At 66.9% G+C, this 20,081-nt stretch carries 20 protein-coding genes; 7 read left to right on the top strand and 13 right to left on the bottom strand.

Annotated features, from left to right (window positions below; all coding sequences use genetic code 11):
- The first annotated feature begins 46 nt into the window (after positions 1-46).
- The 6 genes from QGN17_RS19230 to epsC all read left to right on the top strand — a co-directional run bounded on the left by QGN17_RS19230 (position 47) and on the right by epsC (position 8,344).
- Positions 47-1,537, top strand: coding sequence for a tryptophan halogenase family protein (locus tag QGN17_RS19230; protein ID WP_281046215.1), 1,491 nt, complete (start codon positions 47-49; stop codon positions 1,535-1,537).
- Positions 1,534-3,333, top strand: a complete 1,800-nt coding sequence (locus tag QGN17_RS19225) for an alpha-amylase family glycosyl hydrolase (RefSeq protein WP_281046214.1) — start codon at positions 1,534-1,536, stop codon at positions 3,331-3,333. Before QGN17_RS19230 ends, QGN17_RS19225 begins: the two co-directional genes overlap by 4 nt.
- On the top strand, positions 3,330-4,964 hold the full coding sequence (locus tag QGN17_RS19220) for an alpha-glucosidase (protein WP_281046213.1): 1,635 nt from the start codon (positions 3,330-3,332) through the stop codon (positions 4,962-4,964). The genes QGN17_RS19225 and QGN17_RS19220 overlap by 4 nt, the downstream gene beginning before the upstream one ends.
- Before the next feature lie 26 nt (positions 4,965-4,990).
- Entirely contained in the window at positions 4,991-6,724 is a 1,734-nt protein-coding gene (locus tag QGN17_RS19215; protein ID WP_281046212.1) for an alpha-glucosidase, read from the top strand.
- Between the two features lie 115 nt (positions 6,725-6,839).
- Positions 6,840-7,463 carry an RBBP9/YdeN family alpha/beta hydrolase gene (locus QGN17_RS19210; RefSeq protein WP_281046211.1) on the top strand — a complete coding sequence of 208 codons (624 nt, stop codon included), beginning with the start codon at positions 6,840-6,842 and terminating at the stop codon, positions 7,461-7,463.
- On the top strand, positions 7,460-8,344 hold the full coding sequence (gene epsC / locus QGN17_RS19205; protein WP_281046210.1) for a serine O-acetyltransferase EpsC: 885 nt from the start codon (positions 7,460-7,462) through the stop codon (positions 8,342-8,344). The genes QGN17_RS19210 and epsC overlap by 4 nt, the downstream gene beginning before the upstream one ends.
- Here the strand turns inward: epsC and QGN17_RS19200 are convergent.
- From QGN17_RS19200 to rpsM, 5 genes are all read right to left on the bottom strand, one after another.
- On the bottom strand, positions 8,341-10,398 hold the full coding sequence (locus tag QGN17_RS19200) for a prolyl oligopeptidase family serine peptidase (protein WP_281046209.1): 2,058 nt from the start codon (positions 10,396-10,398) through the stop codon (positions 8,341-8,343). The two genes, epsC and QGN17_RS19200, sit on opposite strands and share 4 nt — an antisense overlap.
- 136 nt (positions 10,399-10,534) lie before the next feature.
- Entirely contained in the window at positions 10,535-10,957 is a 423-nt protein-coding gene (gene rplQ, locus QGN17_RS19195; RefSeq protein WP_281046208.1) for a 50S ribosomal protein L17, read from the bottom strand.
- Between the two features lie 107 nt (positions 10,958-11,064).
- On the bottom strand, positions 11,065-12,129 hold the full coding sequence (locus QGN17_RS19190) for a DNA-directed RNA polymerase subunit alpha (RefSeq protein WP_281046207.1): 1,065 nt from the start codon (positions 12,127-12,129) through the stop codon (positions 11,065-11,067).
- A gap of 93 nt (positions 12,130-12,222) precedes the next feature.
- On the bottom strand, positions 12,223-12,612 hold the full coding sequence (gene rpsK, locus QGN17_RS19185) for a 30S ribosomal protein S11 (protein WP_281046206.1): 390 nt from the start codon (positions 12,610-12,612) through the stop codon (positions 12,223-12,225).
- Between the two features lie 53 nt (positions 12,613-12,665).
- Positions 12,666-13,034, bottom strand: a complete 369-nt coding sequence (gene rpsM, locus QGN17_RS19180) for a 30S ribosomal protein S13 (RefSeq protein WP_281046205.1) — start codon at positions 13,032-13,034, stop codon at positions 12,666-12,668.
- A 276-nt stretch (positions 13,035-13,310) separates the two neighbouring features.
- On the opposite strand from rpsM, the gene QGN17_RS19175 reads away from it, so the two are divergent.
- Positions 13,311-14,366, top strand: a complete 1,056-nt coding sequence (locus tag QGN17_RS19175) for an NAD(P)-dependent alcohol dehydrogenase (protein WP_281046204.1) — start codon at positions 13,311-13,313, stop codon at positions 14,364-14,366.
- Positions 14,367-14,478: 112 nt separating this feature from the next.
- Here the strand turns inward: QGN17_RS19175 and QGN17_RS19170 are convergent, their stop codons facing one another.
- The 8 genes from QGN17_RS19170 to rplR all read right to left on the bottom strand — a co-directional run bounded on the left by QGN17_RS19170 (position 14,479) and on the right by rplR (position 20,081).
- Positions 14,479-14,757, bottom strand: coding sequence for a hypothetical protein (locus QGN17_RS19170; protein WP_281046203.1), 279 nt, complete (start codon positions 14,755-14,757; stop codon positions 14,479-14,481).
- A gap of 17 nt (positions 14,758-14,774) precedes the next feature.
- Positions 14,775-15,422 (bottom strand): adenylate kinase, encoded by a 648-nt coding sequence (locus QGN17_RS19165; RefSeq protein WP_281046202.1) that lies wholly within the window; start codon positions 15,420-15,422, stop codon positions 14,775-14,777.
- A gap of 34 nt (positions 15,423-15,456) precedes the next feature.
- Positions 15,457-16,830 carry a preprotein translocase subunit SecY gene (secY, locus tag QGN17_RS19160; RefSeq protein ID WP_281046201.1) on the bottom strand — a complete coding sequence of 458 codons (1,374 nt, stop codon included), beginning with the start codon at positions 16,828-16,830 and terminating at the stop codon, positions 15,457-15,459.
- Positions 16,831-16,961: 131 nt separating this feature from the next.
- Positions 16,962-17,495, bottom strand: a complete 534-nt coding sequence (rplO, locus tag QGN17_RS19155) for a 50S ribosomal protein L15 (protein WP_281046200.1) — start codon at positions 17,493-17,495, stop codon at positions 16,962-16,964.
- A gap of 102 nt (positions 17,496-17,597) precedes the next feature.
- Positions 17,598-18,680, bottom strand: a complete 1,083-nt coding sequence (locus tag QGN17_RS19150; protein WP_281046199.1) for an acyltransferase family protein — start codon at positions 18,678-18,680, stop codon at positions 17,598-17,600.
- A 166-nt stretch (positions 18,681-18,846) separates the two neighbouring features.
- Entirely contained in the window at positions 18,847-19,023 is a 177-nt protein-coding gene (gene rpmD / locus QGN17_RS19145) for a 50S ribosomal protein L30 (RefSeq protein WP_022688606.1), read from the bottom strand.
- Positions 19,024-19,029: 6 nt separating this feature from the next.
- Positions 19,030-19,734 carry a 30S ribosomal protein S5 gene (gene rpsE / locus QGN17_RS19140; protein ID WP_281046198.1) on the bottom strand — a complete coding sequence of 235 codons (705 nt, stop codon included), beginning with the start codon at positions 19,732-19,734 and terminating at the stop codon, positions 19,030-19,032.
- A 2-nt stretch (positions 19,735-19,736) separates the two neighbouring features.
- Positions 19,737-20,081, bottom strand: a complete 345-nt coding sequence (gene rplR, locus QGN17_RS19135) for a 50S ribosomal protein L18 (RefSeq protein WP_281046197.1) — start codon at positions 20,079-20,081, stop codon at positions 19,737-19,739.

The raw sequence follows: 20,081 nt of genomic DNA, 5'->3' as shown, positions 1-20,081 counted from the left end.
TCACGCGCCGCCTCCCGACGGCCAGGTGGACATAAGAGAGACGCGCATGTCCGCATCGACATCGGAACAGCGCCCCTTGCGCATCGCCATCGCGGGCGGCGGCACGGCGGGATGGATGACGGCCGCCGCGCTGTCCCGCTTCTTCGATCCGCGCCACGTCTCGATCGCCTTGATCGAATCCGACGAGATCGGCACGGTCGGCGTCGGCGAGGCGACGATCCCGCAGATCCGGTTGTTCAACCAGTCGCTCGGGATCGACGAGGACGAATTTCTCGCGGCCACCCAAGGGTCCTACAAGCTCGGCATCGAGTTCGTCGGCTGGCGAGCGCCAGGGCATCGCTACATGCACGCCTTCGGGCCGGTGGGGCGCGATGTCGGGCTGGTGCCCTTCCAGCATTACTGGCGCCGCGCGCTGGAACTCGGCTTTGCCAAGCCGCTGGCACATTATTCGCTGAACGAGATGGCGGCGCGCGCCGACCGGATGCATCGCGGCGAGCCGATCACCGCACGGGCGATCCCGCCCATGCCCTTCGCCTTCCATTTCGATGCGGGCCTCTACGCCGCCTATCTGCGCCGCTACGCCGAGGCGCGCGGCGTCGTCCGCACCGAGGGCCGCATCGCCGACGTGGAGCAGCAGGGCGACGAGGTACGAGCTCTTCGCCTCGCATCGGGCGAACGGATCGAGGCCGATCTGTTCGTCGACTGCACCGGTTTCCGCGCGCTGCTGATCGGCGGGGAGTTCGAGGACTGGTCGCACTTGCTGCCCTGCGATCGCGCGATTGCGGTGCCGTGCGCGGCGGGCGGCCAATTCACCCCCTATACCCGCGCCACCGCCCACGCGGCTGGCTGGCAATGGCGCATTCCGCTGCGCCACCGCACCGGCAACGGCCACGTCTTCTCCAGCCGCCACATGAGCGAGGATGAGGCGACCGCGATCCTGCTCGGCAATCTCGACGCCGAACCTGTGGGCGAACCGCGCACGCTGCGCTTCGCCACCGGAAAAAGGCGGGAGGCGTGGGCCGGCAACGTGGTCGCGATCGGGCTGTCGAGCGGCTTCCTCGAGCCGCTGGAATCGACCAGCATCTTCCTGATCCAGTCCGCGATCCAGCGGCTGATCAAGCTGCTCCCCGGCCGGCCCGCCGATCGTGCGGAATATAACCGCCAGACCGATTTCGAGATCGAGCGCATCCGCGATTTCATCATCCTCCACTACGCGCTGAACGAGCGTCCCGAGCCTTTCTGGGCGGAGATGCGGGAGATGGCGCTGCCGGAAACGCTGCGCGCCAAGATCGACCTCTTCGCCGCAAGCGGCCACATCACCCGCGAGCATGAGGAACTGTTCACCGAGGTCGGCTGGCTGCAGGTGATGGTCGGGCAAGGGCTGGTGCCGGACGGGCATCACCCCCTCGCCTCCGCGATCCCCGAACGGGACCTCGCCGAATTCCTTGGCACGATCGAGCAACTCTACGCGCGCGAGGTCGGCCAGATGCCCTCCCACACCGATTTCATCGCGCGCCACACGAAGGTCCCGGCATGAAGCACCTCCTCCTCGCCTCGCTCGCCGCCCTGGTCGCGACCATGCCGATTGCAGCCGCCGACTATCGGGCGCGGCTGCCGGAAGACGAGACGATCTACTTCCTGCTGCCCGATCGCTTCGACAATGCCGATCCCTCCAACGATCGCGGCGGGCAGGCGGGGGATCGCCTGCACACCGGCTTCGATCCGACCGACACCGCTTTCTATCACGGCGGCGACATCAAGGGCGTTACCGCGAAGCTCGACTATATCCAGAAGCTCGGCGCCACCGCCGTCTGGGTCGCGCCCATATTTGTCAACAAGGCGGTGCAGGGGCCGCCGGGCCACGAATCCGCAGGCTATCACGGCTACTGGATCACCGATTTCACCCATGTCGATCCGCATCTCGGCACCGATGCCGACTTCAAGGCGCTGGTCGATGCCGCGCACGCGCGCGGCATGAAGGTCTACATGGACATCGTCGTGAACCACACGGCGGACGTGATCCGGTATCGCGAATGCGCGGACGGGGCGCCCTGCCCGTACCGTTCGCGCGCCGACTATCCCTACACCCGCAAGGGCGGCCCGGCGGGCGCTCCGATCAATGCGGGCTTCGCAGGCGACGCGGTGCAGAGCAGCGCCAATTTCGCGAAGCTCACCCGGCCCGATTATGCCTACACACCCTATGTGCCGGCCGGCGAGGAGCACGTGAAGGTGCCCGCCTGGCTGAACGACCCGATCTACTATCACAACCGCGGCAACTCGACCTTCACCGGCGAGAGCTCGACGATGGGCGACTTCTCCGGGCTGGATGATGTGATGACCGAGAACCCGCGCGTCGTCGCGGGCTTCATCGACATCTACGGCGCATGGATCGATCGCTTCCATGTCGATGGCTTCCGCATCGATACCGCCCGCCATGTGAACCCCGAATTCTGGCAGGCCTTCGCCCCCGCCATGCTGAAGCGCGCCAAGGCGGACGGCATCCCCCACTTCCACATCTTCGGCGAGGTCGCGGTGCCGGACGTCGCGACGCTGGCGGAGCATACGCGGGTGGACAAGCTGCCTGCGGTACTCGATTTCGGATTCCGCAAGGCGGCGTTGGACAGTGCCGCGGGCAAGGCCGGCACCGATGTCTTCGACCATCTGTTTGCGGGGGACTCGCTCTACGAGGATGGCTTCGCGACCGCCGACGAGTTGCCCACCTTCGTGTCGAACCACGATAACGGCCGCTTCGCCTGGTATGTGAAGCAGGCCTTCCCGCAGGCCTCCGACGAGGAGGTGATGCGCCGCGTGATTCTGGCGCATGCGATGATTTTGACGTTGCGTGGCGTACCCACCATCTATGCGGGCGACGAGCAGGGTTTCGTCGGCAAGGGCGAGGACCAGGCCGCGCGCGAGGACCAGTTCGCCAGCCGCACGCCCTCCTATCTCGACCAGACGCTGCTGGGCACCTCGGCGACGCACGCCACTGCGCGCTTCGACGAGGATCACCCGATCTACCGCGCCATCGCCGATCTCGCACGCATCCGCACGGCGACGCCGGCGCTCCGGCGCGGCACCCAGATCGTCCGCGCCTCGGGCGATACGCCGGGGCTGCTGGCGGTCTCGCGCTTCGATCCGGTGACGCATCGCGAGGTGCTGATCGCATTCAACACCTCGACCGCGCCGATCGCCGCCAACGTGCAGGTGGAGACGGCCTCGCGCACCTTCGCCAGCCTGCACGGCACCTGCGCCGCCGCCACCGCGCCGGGCAGCGTCCGCGTCACCCTCGCTCCCCTCGACTACATGATCTGCGCCGCCGGAGCTTCCGAATGACCGACCCCCAGCCGGCGATCGTCGCCTCCGCCCGCGCCGCGCGGGAGTGGTGGCGCGGCGCCACTATCTACCAGATCTATCCGCGCAGCTTCGCCGACTCGAACGGCGACGGCATCGGCGACCTGCCGGGCATCACCGCGAAGCTCGACCATATCGCGGGCCTCGGCGTCGATGCGATCTGGATCTCGCCCTTCTTCACGTCGCCGATGAAGGATTTCGGCTACGACGTGGCGGACTATCGCGACGTCGATCCGATCTTCGGCACGCTCGCCGATTTCGATGCGCTGGTAGCGCGTGCCCACGAACTCGGCCTGCGCGTGATCATCGATCAGGTCTATTCCCACACGTCCGACCAGCATCCCTGGTTTGCCGAGAGCCGACAGGATCGCACCAACGCGCGCGCCGACTGGTACGTCTGGGCCGACGCCAAGCCGGAGGGATCGCCGCCGAGCAACTGGGCCTCGGTCTTCGGCGGCCCCGCCTGGGCGTGGGACGCGCGGCGCGGCCAATATTATCTCCACAATTTCCTGACCGAGCAGCCCGATCTCAATGTCCACAATGCGGACGTGCAGGAGGCGCTGCTGGATACCGCACGCTTCTGGCTCGATCGCGGAGTGGACGGATTCCGGCTCGATGCGCTGAACTTCACGATGCACGATCCGGACCTGCGCGATAACCCGCCGGCGCCCGACGACGGCAGCGTCCGCACCCGGCCGTTCGATTTCCAGCTGCACCTCTACAACCAGAGCCATGCCGACATCGGCGGCTTCATCGAGCGACTGCGCGCCTTGCTCGACAGCTACGGCGATCGGTTCACCGTCGCGGAAATCGGCGGCGCCGACCCTGACCCGGAGATGAAGGCCTTCACGCGCGGATCGAAGCGGCTGAACTCCGCCTACAGCTTCGATTTCCTCTACGCGCCGATGCTCACGCCGAAGCTGGTCGAGGCCTCGCTGGAACGCTGGCCCGATGGCGAGGGGATCGGCTGGCCGAGCTGGGCCTTCTCCAACCACGACGCGCCGCGCGCCATCTCGCGCTGGGCGGGCGGCGGCGATCCGCAGCGCTATGCCCGCATGGCGATGCTGCTGCTCGCCTCGCTGCGCGGCAATATCTTCCTCTACCAAGGCGACGAACTGGGGCTGACCCAGGTCGATGTCGCGTTCGAGGATCTGCAGGACCCGGAGGCGATCGCCAACTGGCCGCTCACCCTCTCGCGCGACGGTGCACGCACGCCGATGCCATGGGCTGGCGGCGGCAACGCCTCGGCCGGATTTTCGGACAGTAAGCCATGGCTCCCGCTCGGGCCGGATCACGCCGCGCTCGCCGTCGATCGCCAGCAGGGTCGCGCCGATTCGATGCTCGAGCTGACCCGCCGGCTGATCGCACTGCGCAATGCGTCGGACACGCTGCTGCTCGGCACGATGCGCGTGGTCGAGGCCGGCGACGCGTTGCTCGTGCTGGAGCGCGAGCACCAGGGCGAGACCCTGCTCTGCGCCTTCAACCTCGGCGATGCACCGCTTGATTGGCAACCGCTGCAGCCCGAACGCTGGCGTGAATGGGTGATGGTCAACGATGCACGGATCGGGCATCTACCGCCCTTCTCGGGGCTGATCGCTCAGCGGCTCGGCTGAGCCGCCAACAGGAAGGATTTTGGGGAATGCGTGTGGGGCGGGCTGCTCTTCTGTCGGTGGCGTTTGCCGCCCTTCTGCCGGTGGCGGCGCACGCTCAGGCGATGCTGCAGCCTCCCCCCAAGGCGATGCCCGCCAACCCCAATGTCGACCAGAATGACTGGTACAAGACCGGCATCATCTACGAAGTCTATCCGCGCAGCTTCGCCGACAGCAACAATGACGGCATCGGCGACATCCCCGGCATCGTGAAGCATCTCGACTACGTCCAGTCGCTCGGCATCGACGCGATCTGGATGACGCCGATGTTCCCCAGCCCGCAGGCCGATTTCGGCTACGACGTCTCGGACTACGACAATGTCGATCCACAGTTCGGCACGGTGGCGGACGTCGACCAGCTCATCGCGCAGGGCAAGGGGCGCGGCGTCAAGGTGCTGCTCGATTTCGTGGTCAACCACACTTCGGACCAGCACCCCTGGTTCCTGCAATCGAAGAGCAGCCGCACCAACCCGTATCGCGATTTCTACATCTGGCGCGATCCCAAGGCCGACGGATCGCCGCCCAACAACTGGGCCTCGATCTTCGGCGGATCGGCCTGGACGCTCGATCCCAAGACGAAGCAATATTATTATCACTTCTTCTACCCGCAGCAGCCGGACCTGAACTGGCGCAACCCCAAGGTGGAAAAGGCGATGTTCGACGCCGCCGAATGGTGGCTGAAGCGCGGCATCTATGGCTACCGGCTCGATGCGGTCGACACGATGTTCGAGCGCACCGATCTGAAGGACAACACTGTCTATCCGGGCGTCGATGCATTCGGCGTGCCCAACCAGGATCACGTCAACAATTCCAAGCAGCCCGAGGTGCACACCGAGCTGCAGCGGCTGCGCCAGATGGTGATCGACAAATATCCCGGCCGCATCCTCGTCGGCGAGACGTGGACGTCGGATGCCAGCGAGCTGGTCCAATATTACGGACCGCGGAACAATGAGCTGCAGCTGCCCATGTTCCTCAACCTGATCAGCCTGCCCGCGCTGACCGCGCCGGACCTGCGGCAGCGCATTACGGGCGTGGAGACCAATTCGGTCGGCGGCTGGCCGAGCTTCGCGCTTTCCAACCATGACAGCCGGCGCGCCGCGAGCCGCTATCCGCTGCCCGCCGGCGCCTCGACCGACGACTGGGCCAAGATCACCGGCGCGCTGCTGCTCACGCTGCGCGGCACCCCCGTCCTCTATTATGGCGAGGAACTGGGCATGGTGAACAACGATCCCCAGCGCATCGAGGACGTGCAGGACGTGATCGGCAAGAAGGGCTGGCCCAAAGAGAAGGGCCGCGATGGCGAGCGCACCCCGATGCAGTGGAACGCCAGCACCAATGCCGGCTTCAACACGGGCGCCAAGCCGTGGCTGCCCGTCGCACCCGACTACAAGACACGCAACGTCGTCGCCGAGAGCGCCGATCCTCATTCGGTGCTCAATTTCTACCGCACGCTGATCGCCTTGCGCCGCACCCATCCGGCGATGAGCGGCGACTGGAAGGCGGTGGATACCGATGACAAGCAGGTGCTCGCCTATCAGCGCTCCGGCGGCGGCAAGACGGTGCTGGTTCTCCTGAACCTCGACAGCAAGCCTGCGGACGTGCCGGTCGAGAAGACCGACACGATGGAGATCGTGCAGCCGCTCGCGATCAACCGCGCGCTGCTGATCAGCGGCAGCGTCCACCTCGATCCGCTGGGCGTCTATGTCGCGGAGATCACCCGCTGACGGTTCCGCCAACTTTAATTGCCTAGTGCATAAGTAGACATTTCTTGTCCCCGGCCCGCCGGGCGCCTATCCCTGCCTTACCGGCCCGTTTCGCCGGACGGCAGGGAGACGATTCATGGCAGACGCGCCCGTCGAGCTGATCATCCCCGGCCTGTTCGACAGCGGGCCGGACCATTGGCAGAGCCACTGGGTCGCCACACGGCCGCGCGCGGTGCGCGTGGAGCTGGGCCGCTGGCACGAGCCGTCGCGCGATCTGTGGGTGGCGCATCTCGATCGCGCGATCGGGCGACAGCGCGGGCCGGTGGTGCTGGTCGCGCACAGCCTCGGCTGTCTGGCCGTCGCATGGTGGGCGCGCGATGCGTCCACGGCGCGGCTGTCCAAGGTGCGGGCGGCGTTGCTGGTCGCGCCGCCCGACGTCGATCGCGCCGACACGCACCCTCTCCTCCAGCCCTTCGCGCCGGCGCCGTCCGTGGCGCTGCCCTTCCCTAGCCTGCTCGTCGCCAGCCGGGACGATCGCTATGCCGATTTCGCCAGCCTTGCCCGCTTGGCCGACATGTGGGGCGCGGATCTCGCCGATGTCGGGTCGCTCGGCCACATCAACGCCGAATCCGATCTCGGCGACTGGCCGCAAGGGCAAGGCCTGCTCGATCGGCTGATCACCGGCCACGACACAGCGCCGATCGTGCCCTCTGCCGCGCCGTTTCCACACCCCGTTATCAAGGGCCGCCATCGTCCGTGACATACAGCCATCCCATCGATTTTCCGCGCGAGATCGGCAGCGTCATCGACGGCCTGCGCGATACACGACAGGATTGGCGCGCGGGCCACGAGCGCCATGCAGAACACGGCATTCGCTTCCCCTCGCGCAGCGCGCTGAAGCGCATACTGCGCGAATTGTCCGCAGCACTCTTCCCGCTCCGCCTCGGCCCACCCGAGCTGAACGCCGGGAACGAGAATGCCTGGGTGGATGCGACATTGGAGACGACGCTCGACCAGCTTGCCGCGCAGATCATCCTCGAACTGGACCTCGCCTCGCCCGACACGCGCGAGCGGGTGGCGGCCGAGCGGGCGATCGCGATCACCGGCGCGCTCGCCGGGCGCCTGCCCGCGATCCGCCGTCTGCTCGACCGTGACGTGGAGGCCGCCTACCGCGCCGATCCCGCCGCGCGCAGCGTCGACGAGGTGCTGCTGCGCTATCCCTCGATCGCGGCGGTGATCCCGTACCGCATCGCCCACGAACTCTATCGTGAGGGCGCGCCAATCGTCGCCCGCACGCTCACCGAGATCGCGTACCAACGCACCGGCATCGACATCCATCCCGGCGCGCGCATCGGCGCCGGCCTGTTCATCGATCACGGTACCGGCGTGGTGATCGGCGAAACCGCGATCCTCGGTGAGACCGTCCATCTCCACCAGGGCGTCACGCTCGGCGGCGGAGAGCCGGCCGGTGACGGGCGGCGCCACCCCAGCCTCGGCGACGGCGTCGTCGTCCATCCCGGCGCGGTGCTGCTCGGCGGGGTCACGGTCGGCGAAGGCAGCACGATCGACGCCAATGTCGTGTTGCGGCAGGACGTACCGCCCGGCCGCTTCGTACGCGCCGCTTTGCCCTCGCTAGACTAGACGTTCAGGCCGCCCCAGTGGGCCGCGAAGGCCCACAGGTCGGCGATTTCCTCGATCTGCTTGGCGGTGGGCTTGCCCGCGCCGTGGCCGGCACGCGTCTCGATGCGGATGAGGTGCGGCTTCGGCCCGATATCCGCCGCCTGCAGCGCGGCGGCATATTTGAAGCTGTGCGCCGGCACCACGCGATCGTCGGTGTCGGCGGTGGCGATGAGTATCGCCGGATATTCGGCGCCGTCGCGGATATTGTGAAGCGGCGAATAGCCCATCAGCACCGCGAGATCCTCTTGCCTGCCCGGATCGCCATAATCGTCGATCCAGTAGCGGCCGGCGGTGAAGCGATGGAAGCGGGTCATGTCGTGCACACCGACGGCGGGCAGCGCGGCGGCGAACAGGTCCGGCCGCTGGTTGGTTACCGCCGCGACGAGGAGTCCACCATTGCTATGGCCATGGACGCTCACCGAGGAGGCGACGCCTTGCCCCTTCAGATGTTCGGCCGCCGCGATGAAGTCGTCGAACACGTTCTGCTTGTTGGCCCGGCGCCCGGCATCGTGCCATGCCTTGCCATATTCGCCGCCGCCCCGGATGTTGGCGACCGCATAGACGCCGCCCATCGCCGCCCAGCACAACGCCGCCGAGGAGAAACCGGGCGTCAGCGAAATCTCGAACCCGCCATAGCCGTACAGCAGCGCCGGCGCGGCCCCGGTCACATCCTTCCGCCGCAGCAGGAAGAGCGGGATGACGGTGCCGTCCTTCGAAGTGAAGCTCGCCTGATCGACCACGAAATCCTCGCGGTCGAACTGAAGCTCGGGTTGCGCGTAGGGCAGCGCCACCGCGCTCCCGACATCGAGCCGATGGATCTCGGTCGGCCGATCGTAGCTGGTGAAGGCGAAGAAGGCCTCGGCGCTGTCGCCCTGCCCCTCCATGCCGCTCACCGTGCCGATGCCGGGCAGCACCACCGTGTCCATCAGCCGGCCGTCGAGATCGTAGATGCGCAGCTCGCTCGCGACATTGCGCAGCAGCGAGACGAGCAGGCGGTCACCCACCACCAGCGCATCGGCCACCAGATCCTCGCCATGCGGGACGATCTCGCGGCGGCGGCGCATCTCGGAGCCGACGTCGATCGAGACGATGCGGCGGCGCGGCGCCTCCAGATCGGTGACGAAATAGAAGATGTCGCCCTTCGATCCCGCCAGCCGCCAGTCGTTATCGAGGCCGCGCACGAGTATCTTGGGCGCGAGCTTCGGCGCGGTGAGATCGATCACGGTCAATTCGGTGCGCGCTTCGGTGCCCTCTGCGGACGAGATCAGCAGCCAGCGCCCGTCCTCGCTCACCTCGGCCCCGTGGATCAGGCGCGGGCGATCCGGCGTCGCGTAGACGAGGAAATCGGTCGATTGATCGGTGCCCAGCCGGTGAAAATAGATGGCATGGTCGAGATTCTGTGCCTGATGCTCCAGCCCCGCGCGCGGCTCGGGAAAGCGCGAGTAGAAGAAGCCCGAGCCGTTGCCCGCCCAGGACAGGCCCGAAAACTTCACCCAACGCACCTCGTCGGCCAGTTCCTCGCCGCCGACCGCATCGAGCACCTTCACCGTCCGCCAGTCGCTGCCCCCGTCCTGCACCGCATAAGCGAGGCGCCGGCCATCCTTCGACGGCTCCCACTCGCCGAGCGCAGTCGCGCCATCCTCGGACCAGCCGTTGGGATCAAGCAATATGCGGGCCGGAGCATCCTGCGCCTCGCGCGCGCAGAGCACCGCCTGTGCCTCCAGCCCGGAATTGCGCAGGAAGAAATAGCGCCCGCCCCGGCGGCGCGGCAGCGAGACGCGCTCGTAATTCCACAGCTTCATCAGCCGATCACGGATCGCGACGCGACCCGGCAGCGTATCGAGGTAGGATTCGGTCAGCGCCCCCTCGGCCGCCACCCAGGCCTGCACCCGCTCGTCGGTGCGGACATCGCCTTCCAGCCAGCGCCACGGATCGGGAACGGTCCGCCCGGCAAGCTCTTCGACCACGGTGTCGCGCACCGTCTCGGGGTAGGCGATGGGTCCGTCCGGACTCATGGGCAATCCTCTCGTCACTCCGTCTCATCCGTAACGACGGCGCGGCGCCATGCAAACCAAAGGACGGCCGATGCAGAAAGGGCCGCCCCGATGCGGGACGGCCCTTCCGTTCGTTCAGCGGGATGGAACGAGTGGCTCAGGCCGCCTCGTCCAGCTCCTCGTCGGTGATCACCGGGCCCGAATCCTGGCCCTTGGCCGAGACGTCGCGGTCGACGAACTCGATGATCGCCATCGGCGCGGCGTCCGACGCGCGGATACCGGCCTTGATGATGCGGGTGTAGCCGCCGGCGCGGGTCTTGTAGCGCTCGGCCAGCACGTCGAACAGCTTCACCAGCTGCGTGTCGTCGAGCAGGCGCGCGTGGGCGAGACGGCGGTTGGAGAGGCCACCCTTCTTGGCCAGAGTCACCAGCTTCTCGACGTAGGGGCGAAGCTCCTTCGCCTTGGCGAGGGTGGTGAGGATCTGCTCGTGCTTGATCAGCGCGGCCGACTGGTTGCGGAACAGGGCGGTACGGTGGGACGCGGTCCGCTGCAGCTTACGACCGCCAACGCGATGGCGCATATCATTCTTCCTTCAGTTCGTCCCGCAGCCGTTCAAGGTACTGCGGGCCGGGCGGTGACAAGGGGGCACCGCCCAAACCCCTCAAACCAATCAGCCGATCGGCAGGATCAATATTCCTGCTCGAGCTTCTTGGCCATTTCCTCAATGTTCTCCGGCGGCCAGCCGGGGATGTCCATGCCGAGGCGCAGGCCCATGGACGAGAGCACTTCCTTGATCTCGTTCAGCGACTTGCGGCCGAAGTTCGGCGTGCGGAGCATCTCGGCCTCGGTCTTCTGGACCAGGTCGCCGATGTAGATGATGTTGTCGTTCTTCAGGCAGTTCGCCGAACGCACCGACAGCTCCAGCTCGTCCACCTTCTTGAGGAGGTAGCGGTTCAGCTGGTTGGCGTCCTGCTCCGGCTCGGCGCCGGCGGCCGGAACCGCGACACCCGCCATCTGCGGGACGGAGGTCTGCAGCGTCAGGCCGTCGTCGAAGTGGACGAACAGCTGCAGCTGGTCCTGCAGGATGCGCGCGGCGTAGGCGAGCGCATCCTCCGGGGTGACGGTGCCGTCGGTCTCGATGGTCAGCGTGAGCTTGTCGTAATCGAGCTCCTGGCCGACGCGGGTGTTCTCCACCTTGTACGCGACCTGGCGGACCGGCGAGTAGAGCGCGTCGACCGGGATGAGGCCGATCGGCGCATCGGCCGGACGGTTCATCGCGGCGGTGACGTAGCCCTTACCGGCGGCGGCGGTCAGCTCCATGTTGAGCGTCGCGCCATCGTCGAGGTGGCAGATCACCAGATCGGGGTTCAGCACCTCGATGTCGCCGGTGGTGGCGATCATGCCCGCGGTGACTTCGGCCGGGCCGGTCGCGGAGAGCTGGAGGCGCTTGGCGCCCTCGCCCTGCATCTTGAGCGCGATCTGCTTGACGTTCAGCACCATGTCGGTGACGTCCTCGCGGACGCCCGCGAGGCTCGAGAACTCATGCAGGACGTTCTCGATCTTGATCGACGTGACGGCGGCGCCCTGGAGCGACGAGAGCAGCACGCGGCGCAGCGCGTTGCCGAGCGTCAGGCCGAAGCCACGCTCGAGCGGCTCGGCGACGAAGGTGGCACGGCGCTTTCCGTCGCCGCCCTTCTTCTCCAGGCCGTTGGGCTTCTTGAGTTCCTGCCAGTTCTTGGCGTTGACGGCCATGTGTTTTCCCTCAAGGGTTGGGCCAAAGCGGATGCGTCCACCCGCGGCCGGGAAACGGGGGCGCGGGTGACGGACCCACGCCCCGATACGAAATCAGACGCGGCGGCGCTTGGACGGGCGAACGCCATTGTGCGGGATCGAGGTCACGTCGCGGATCGACGTGATCTGGAAGCCGACCGCCTGCAGCGCGCGCAGCGCCGACTCGCGGCCCGAACCGGGGCCCTTCACCTCGACCTCGAGGGTGCGGACGCCATGTTCGGCGGCCTTCTTGCCGGCATCCTCGGCGGCGACCTGGGCGGCGTACGGGGTCGACTTGCGCGAACCCTTGAAGCCCATCATGCCCGCCGACGACCACGCGATGGCATTGCCCTGCGCGTCGGTGATGGTGATCATGGTGTTGTTGAAGCTGGCGTTCACATGGGCGACGCCGGCGGTGATGTTCTTGCGTTCGCGACGGCGAAGACGCTGCGGTTCACGTGCCATTTTTCTGCTGTCCTACCTGAGGGAAGAGCGAGCCGCCTTTCAGCGGCTCAAGCTCACTTCTTCTTGCCGGCGATCGGCTTCGCCTTGCCCTTGCGGGTGCGGGCGTTGGTGTGCGTGCGCTGGCCGCGGACCGGCAGGCCCTTGCGGTGACGCAGGCCGCGGTAGCAGGCCAGGTCCATCAGGCGCTTGATGTTCATCGCGGTCTGGCGACGCAGGTCGCCTTCCACGGTGTAACCCGCGTCGATGGTCTCGCGGATCTGGAGGACTTCCTGGTCGCTCAGATCCTGCACGCGGCGCTGCGGCTCGATGCCGAGCTTGCCGGTGATTTCCTTGGCCTTGGCCGGGCCGATGCCGTGAATGTAGGTCAGCGCGATCTCGACGCGCTTGTTGGTCGGGATGTTCACACCCGCGATACGTGCCATGGTACTTCTTTCTCCTGCTCCACGGGGCGCCTATGGCGAGGAGCCCCATCTCAGCGCTTCGCCCCTCAACGCAGGACAGCCGACGTGCGCACGAATGGCGCCGCCGGACGACCGGGTTTTGGGATCGGCGGTCCCTATAGGGCGACTCACCCCCTGTCAAGCGCACGGGAAAGGGAGTAATGACCCGCAAAGATTTCTGTACCGAGCGGTTGCGCGTCAACGCTGTCAGCGGTAGCCTAAGCGTCCCTTCACTCCCCGAAGAGGAATTCCATCATCATGGCAACCAAGGCCTATGCGGCGCAAAGCGCCGAAACCCCGCTCGCGCCCTTCGAGATCGATCGCCGCGCCGTCGGCGCCCACGACGTGCAGATCGACATCCTCTATTGCGGCGTCTGCCACTCCGATCTCCACCAGGCGCGTGGCGAATGGGGCAACACCGTCTGGCCGTGCGTGCCGGGTCACGAGATCGTCGGCCGCGTCACCGCCGTCGGCGATCATGTCGGCAGGTTCAAGGTCGGCGATGTCGCGGCCGTCGGCTGCATGGTCGACAGTTGCCAGCATTGCCCGTCCTGCGACGAGGGCCTCGAACAATATTGCCAGAACGGCTTCACCGGCACCTATAACGGCCACGCTTTCGGGCAGGGCGAGAACACGTTCGGCGGCTATTCGGACCGGATCGTCGTGAAGGACGATTTCGTGCTGAAGGTGAGCCATTCCGAAGAGCAGCTCGCCGCCGTGGCGCCGCTGCTCTGCGCCGGCATCACCACCTGGTCGCCGCTGCGCCACTGGGGCGCCGGCCCCGGCAAGAAGGTCGGTATCGTCGGCATCGGCGGGTTGGGCCACATGGGCATCAAGCTGGCCCATGCGCTCGGCGCTCACACCGTCGCCTTCACCACCTCGGAATCGAAGAAGGCCGATGCGCTGAAGCTCGGCGCGGACGAGGTGATCGTGTCCAAGAACGAGGCGGAGATGCAGGCGGCGGCCGGCAGCTTCGATCTGATCGTGAACACCGTGGCGGCCAGCCACAATCTCGATCCGTTTATCGGCTGCCTGAAGCGCGACGGCACGCTGGTGCTGGTCGGCGCGCCCGAACATGCCCACCCATCGCCCAGCGTCTTCAACATGATCTTCGGGCGCAAGAGTCTCGCCGGCTCGCTGATCGGCGGCATCGCCGAGACGCAGGAGATGCTCGATTTCTGCGCCGAGAAGGGCGTGGTCTCCGAGATCGAGACGATCGCGATCCAAGATATCGAAAAGGCCTATGAGCGGATGCTCAAGGGCGACGTGAAATACCGTTTCGTGATCGACAACAAGACGCTCGCGAACGGGTAAGGCGCCTCTCCTTCGTCATTGCGAGGAGCGAAGCGACGCGGCAATCCAGAGCCTCAGGCGCAACGCCCCGTGGCTCTGGATTGCTTCGCTGCGCTCGCAATGACGCGGAGGGTCAGTCCTCCCCTTCGCCGTCGCGCTCCATCCGCTCGGCGGCAGTGAGATAATCCTCCGCCGCGCGCTTCAGGTCCGGATCCTTGGGGAAGGCCTCTGCGGGCAGCGGCGCGAAATCCAGCACCGCCATCAGCACCCAGAGCGCGAAACGCCTGCCTGGCTCGCTCTCGGTCCCGAAATCGACGCGCAACCGCTCCGATCCCAGCGTGAAGCCGAGATCGGTGATCGCGTCGGGATCGTCGGTGCCGAAATAGTGCTGGAGAAGCGCGTCGATATCCATCAGGCGGTGCCTTAGGGCTATTCGCCGAGGATGGCGTCGATCGCCGCGCCGACATGGTCGATGTCGGCCATGCCGTCGACCTTCGCGACCAGATCCTTCGCCTCGTAATAAGGCAGGATCGGCTGGGTCTTGGCGCGATACTCCGCCATGCGGGTGCGCACCGTTTCCTCATTGTCGTCGGGGCGGCGCTTGAACTCGTGGCTGCCGCAGACGTCGCAGGTACCCGCGACCTTGGGCTGCTTGAACGTGTCGTGATAGCCGGCGCCGCAATTGGCGCAGGTGTAACGGCCGACGATCCGCTCGACGAGCTTGTCCTCGTCCACCACCAGCTCGATCACATGATCCAGCTTGCGGCCGCGCGCGTCGAGGATCTCGTCGAGCGACACGGCCTGCGCCTGGGTGCGCGGGTAACCGTCGAAGATCGCGCCCTGATCGGCGGGCATCGCGTCCAGCGCATCGCCGATGATGCCCGACACGATCTCGTCCGACACCAGCTGGCCCGCATCCATCACCGCCTTGGCCTTGAGGCCGGTGGGCGTTCCCGCCTTCACGGCGGCGCGCAGCATGTCGCCGGTGGAGAGCTGCTTCATGCCGCGCTCCTTCACCAGACGATCGGCCTGCGTCCCCTTGCCTGCGCCCGGCGGCCCCAGCAGGATGATGTTCATGCGGTAAATCCCTCCCCTACGAATGCTTCGGCTGTCAGCGGCGCAGAGCACCGCCCTTCAGCTTCGCCTTCTTGATCAGATCGCCATATTGGTGGGCGAGCAAGTGGCTCTGGATCTGCGTCACCGTGTCCATCGTCACGTTGACGACGATCAGCAGGCTGGTGCCGGTGATCTGCATCTGCGGCAGGCCGAACGCCTTGATCACGGCTTCCGGTACCAGGCAGATGACGGTCAGGTACGCCGCGCCGATCACGGTGATGCGGGTCAGCACGTAATCCAGATATTCGGCGGTCGACTTGCCCGGGCGGATGCCGGGGATGAAGCCGCCATAGCGCTTCAGATTGTCCGCCGTCTCCTCCGGGTTGAACACCACGGCCGTGTAGAAGAAGCAGAAGAAGATGATGCCGGCGGCATAGAGGCCGAGATACAGCGGCGAACCATGCTGCAGCGAACCGGTGACGGTCAGCAGGATGTCGTTCCAGCGGCTGTTGCCCTGCACCTTGTTGCCGGCGAACTGCGCGATCGTCAGCGGCATCAGCAGCAGCGACGAGGCGAAAATCGGCGGGATCACGCCCGACGTGTTGATCTTCAGCGGCAGGTAGCTCTTGTCGCCCTGCATCATGCCGCGCGCGGTCTGGCGCTTGGGGTACTGGATCAGCACCCGGCGCATCGCGCGTTCCATGAAGCAGATGCCCCAGATCAGCGCGAAGGCGATCACGATCGCGCCGATGATGACCAGCGGCGACAGCGCGCCGGTGCGACCCTGCTCGAACAGGTTGGAGAGGATGGTGGGAACCTGGCTGACGATGCCGGCCATGATGATCAGCGAGACGCCGTTGCCGATGCCGCGCGCGGTGATCTGCTCACCCAGCCACATCAGGAACATGGTGCCGCCGATCAGCGAGACCACCGCCGAGACGCGGAAGATGATGCCCGGCGCCACGACCGCCGTGATGCCCGAGGAGGCGCCCCAGCTTTCGAGACCTGCCGCGATGAAGTATCCCTGCACCGCCGTGAGGAACACCGTCAAGTAGCGGGTATACTGGTTCAGCTTCTTGCGGCCGCTCTCGCCTTCCTTCTTGATCGCCTCCAGCGTGGGCGACAGCGAAGTGGCCAGCTGCACGACGATCGAGGCGGTGATGTAGGGCATCACGCCCAGCGCCACGATCGACATGCGATGCAGCGCGCCGCCCGAGAAGTTGTTGAAGAAGTCCAGCACGCCGCCGTTGGTCTTGGCGAACAGCGAGGCGAGCGCGTGCGGATCGATGCCCGGCAGCGGCACGAAGCTCAGCAGGCGGAAGACGACCAGCGCGGCGACCGTGAACCACAGGCGCTTCTTGAGGTCGGTCGCCTGCGCGAACTTGCTGAGGCTGAGGCCGGCGGCGGCCTGGTTGGCGGCGGATGCCATGGGGGAATCATATCCTCGAAAGCGAAAGCGGCGGGTCGCATCGCTGCGCCCGCCGCCTCCATATAAGCACTTGTCCGGCTTGTCTAAGCCCTAGCGGTCGTCTGACCAAAAGGCTCAGGCGACCGAGAGGCTCAGGCGCGGGCCGCCTTCTTGGCGTCGCGGACCGAGTTCTTCTTGGCGGCGGCCTTCTCGGCGGCCGGAACCACCTCGATCACCTCGACCGAACCACCGGCCTTCTCGATCGCGGCCTTGGCGGCGGCCGAAGCGCCGGCCACCTTGAACGACAGCTTCGCGGTCAGTTCGCCCTTGGCGAGGATGCGCACGCCGTCCTTGCCGCCGCGCGCCACGCCGGCCGCCTTCAGCGCCGCATGGTCGATCACGCCGTCGGTGGCGAGGGTCTTGGCATCGACCAGCTTCTGCAGCTGGCCCAGGTTCACCTCGGCATAATCCTTGGCGAACGGGTTGTTGAAGCCGCGCTTCGGGATGCGCATGTGGAGCGGCATCTGACCGCCCTCGAAACCCTTGATCGAGACGCCTTCGCGGCTCTTCTGACCCTTCTGGCCACGGCCGGCGGTCTTGCCCTTGCCCGAACCGATGCCACGGCCGACGCGCATCTTGCGGTGGCGGGCGCCTTCGTTGTCACGGATGTCGTTCAGCTTGGTCATGTCAGTGCACTCGCTTTCGCTTTTGTCGCGCGGATGAATGGAAGCGGCGGCCCTTAGAGAGATTCGCCGCGTTTGCCAACCCGATTCCCGGTTCGGCCGGAATCAGGGCAGCGACATGGCCGGTTCGGCGATCCGGCGGTCGCGGGGACGGAGCAGCGCCGCGCTCAGCCGCCGGCGGAGCGGCGCGTCGTACCAGCGATCCAGCAACGCGCACAGCGGCAGCATGGCCGCGATCGCCAGCAGGCCGGCGATCAGGAAGGCCTCGCGGCTGTGCTCGACATGGAGGACGATCTCCATCCGCACGAACTTGAGCAGCGGCCCGTGCAGCGCATAGAGCGCGTAGGAGACCAGCCCGCCCCAGCGGAACAGCTTGCCGAGCCACGGCCCCGGCTCCAGCCTGAGACCGGCCCACACGATCAGCGGCAGCAGCACCAGCGCCGAAACCAGATCGAACCACAGGCCACCCCGATTCATCGCGAGTATGGGGATCAGCGCCAGCGGCGGGATGACGCTCGCCCACCCGGTCCAGACGCGGCCGTCATAGGCGCGCAGGATCAGCACGCCGAGCGCGAAGCTGTAGGTGACGCGGACCAGCCCGCCCGCGATGCTGCCCCAGGTCGATCCCATGTCGATCCCGCCATGGCGCGTGCTCATCACCATCAGGACGACGCCCGCGACCGCCACGATGACCGACAGCAGCCGGTTGGTCAGGTGCCGCCAGAACAGGGCGTAGAGGAAGTTGATCGCCAGCTCGAGGATCAGCGACCAGCCGGCGGCGTTGAGCGGCACCACCCAGCCCTTCCCCGTCATCGCCGGCGTCGGCAGCAGGGCGAGGCCTGTGAGCAGCGCGGTGGCGATGCCCCAGGCAGTCTCCCCGCCGATGCCATGCGAGAGGCGAATCAGCGCGAAGGCGAGGCCGACGAGCAGGCTCAGCGCGAACATTGGCCACAGGCGGATGCAGCGGATCAGCATGAACTCGCGGGTGGAGAGGCCGGCGGCGAGGCGATCGCGATAGGAGGCCTCCAGCACGCAGCCCGACAGCGCGAAGAACAGATCGACCGAGAGATAGGCGGATTGCGGACGCAGATGCCCGACCAGCGCCGGCGAGTGGAACAGCACGATCATGATCGCCGCGATGCCCCGCAACCCGTCGAGCGTCAGGAAGACGCGTTTGTCGGCCTTCATGCTGATGCTCCCTGGACCCGGCGTGTGCCATGACGCGCGAAGGTGGCGAAGATGTGGCGTCGTCCTCATCCTCCCCATCGCGGATCGGGAGGATGAAAGAGAAAAGGCCCCGCCACCATTCGGTAGCGGAGCCTTCTCTGTCACCTCACCGGCGAAGTCTCGGGCTTCAGCCCTCGACCGTCACCATATGCTGAACCTTGCGGATCATGCCGCGGACCTCGGGGGTATCCTCGAGCTCGCGGGTGCGGTGCATCTTGTTGAGGCCCAGGCCGACAAGGGTCGCGCGCTGGTCCTTGGTGCGACGGATCGGCGATCCGGTCTGCGTCACCTTGATGGTCGCCATGGTCTTTTACTCCACGATGGCCGCGGCATCCGCCTCGGCCGTCTGCGAGCCACCGCGACCCAGCAGGTCGGCGATCTTCTTGCCGCGGCGCGAGGCCACCGACTTCGGGCTCGTCTGATCCTTGAGCGCCTCGAAAGTGGCGCGGATCATGTTGTAGGGGTTCGAGGTGCCGACCGACTTGGTCACCACGTCGTGGACGCCCAGGCTCTCGAAGATGGCGCGCATCGGGCCACCCGCGATGATGCCCGTACCGGCCGGAGCCGAGCGGACCGTCACGCGGCCGGCGCCGAAGTGGCCGTTGCCGTCGTGATGGAGGGTGCGGCCCTCCTTCAGCGGCACTCGGACCATCGCCTTCTTGGCGGCGGCGGTCGCCTTGGAGATCGCCTCGGGGACCTCGCGGGCCTTGCCGTGGCCGAAGCCCGACCGGCCCTTGCCGTCACCGACCACGACCAGCGCGGCGAAACCGAAGCGCTTGCCGCCCTTCACGGTCTTCGAAACGCGGTTGATGTGCACGAGCTTTTCGATCAGCTCCTCGCCACCTTCCTCGTTGTTGCGACGGTCGTCGCGGCGACCACGGTTGCCGTCACGGCCGCCACGGCCGCGATTGTCGCCACCGGGACCACGGCCACGGCCGCCACGCGGGCCACGGCCCTCGCGGGGGGCGTCCGCGGGAGCGCCTTCCGGCGCCGCGTTCTGGATCTCGTCAGCCATCGTCAGAACTCCAGGCCACCCTCACGGGCGGCATCTGCGAGCGCCTTGATGCGCCCATGGAACAGGAAGCCGCCGCGATCGAACACGACGGTGGTGATGCCGGCGGCCTTGGCGGCCTCGGCGACGGCCTTGCCAACCTCGGCGGCGGCGGTGACGCCGGCGCCCGAGCCGTCCTTGCCCAGGGTCGAGGCGGCCGCGACGGTGTGACCGTTCGCGTCGTCGATGACCTGCGCGTAGATGTGGCGGCCGGTGCGGTGCACGGACAGGCGGGGACGCCCGCCGGCACGCGCGCGCAGCTGGGTGCGGACGCGCTGGCGGCGCTTGGCGAAGAGAGAGAGCTTGGCCAT

Origin of the sequence: Sphingomonas oryzagri (genome assembly GCF_029906645.1) — a bacterium.
Taxonomy (GTDB): Bacteria; Pseudomonadota; Alphaproteobacteria; order Sphingomonadales; family Sphingomonadaceae; genus Solisphingomonas; species Solisphingomonas oryzagri.
Note: the sequence above shows the minus strand (reverse complement) of the source record. Positions and strands in the feature narration are given on the sequence as shown.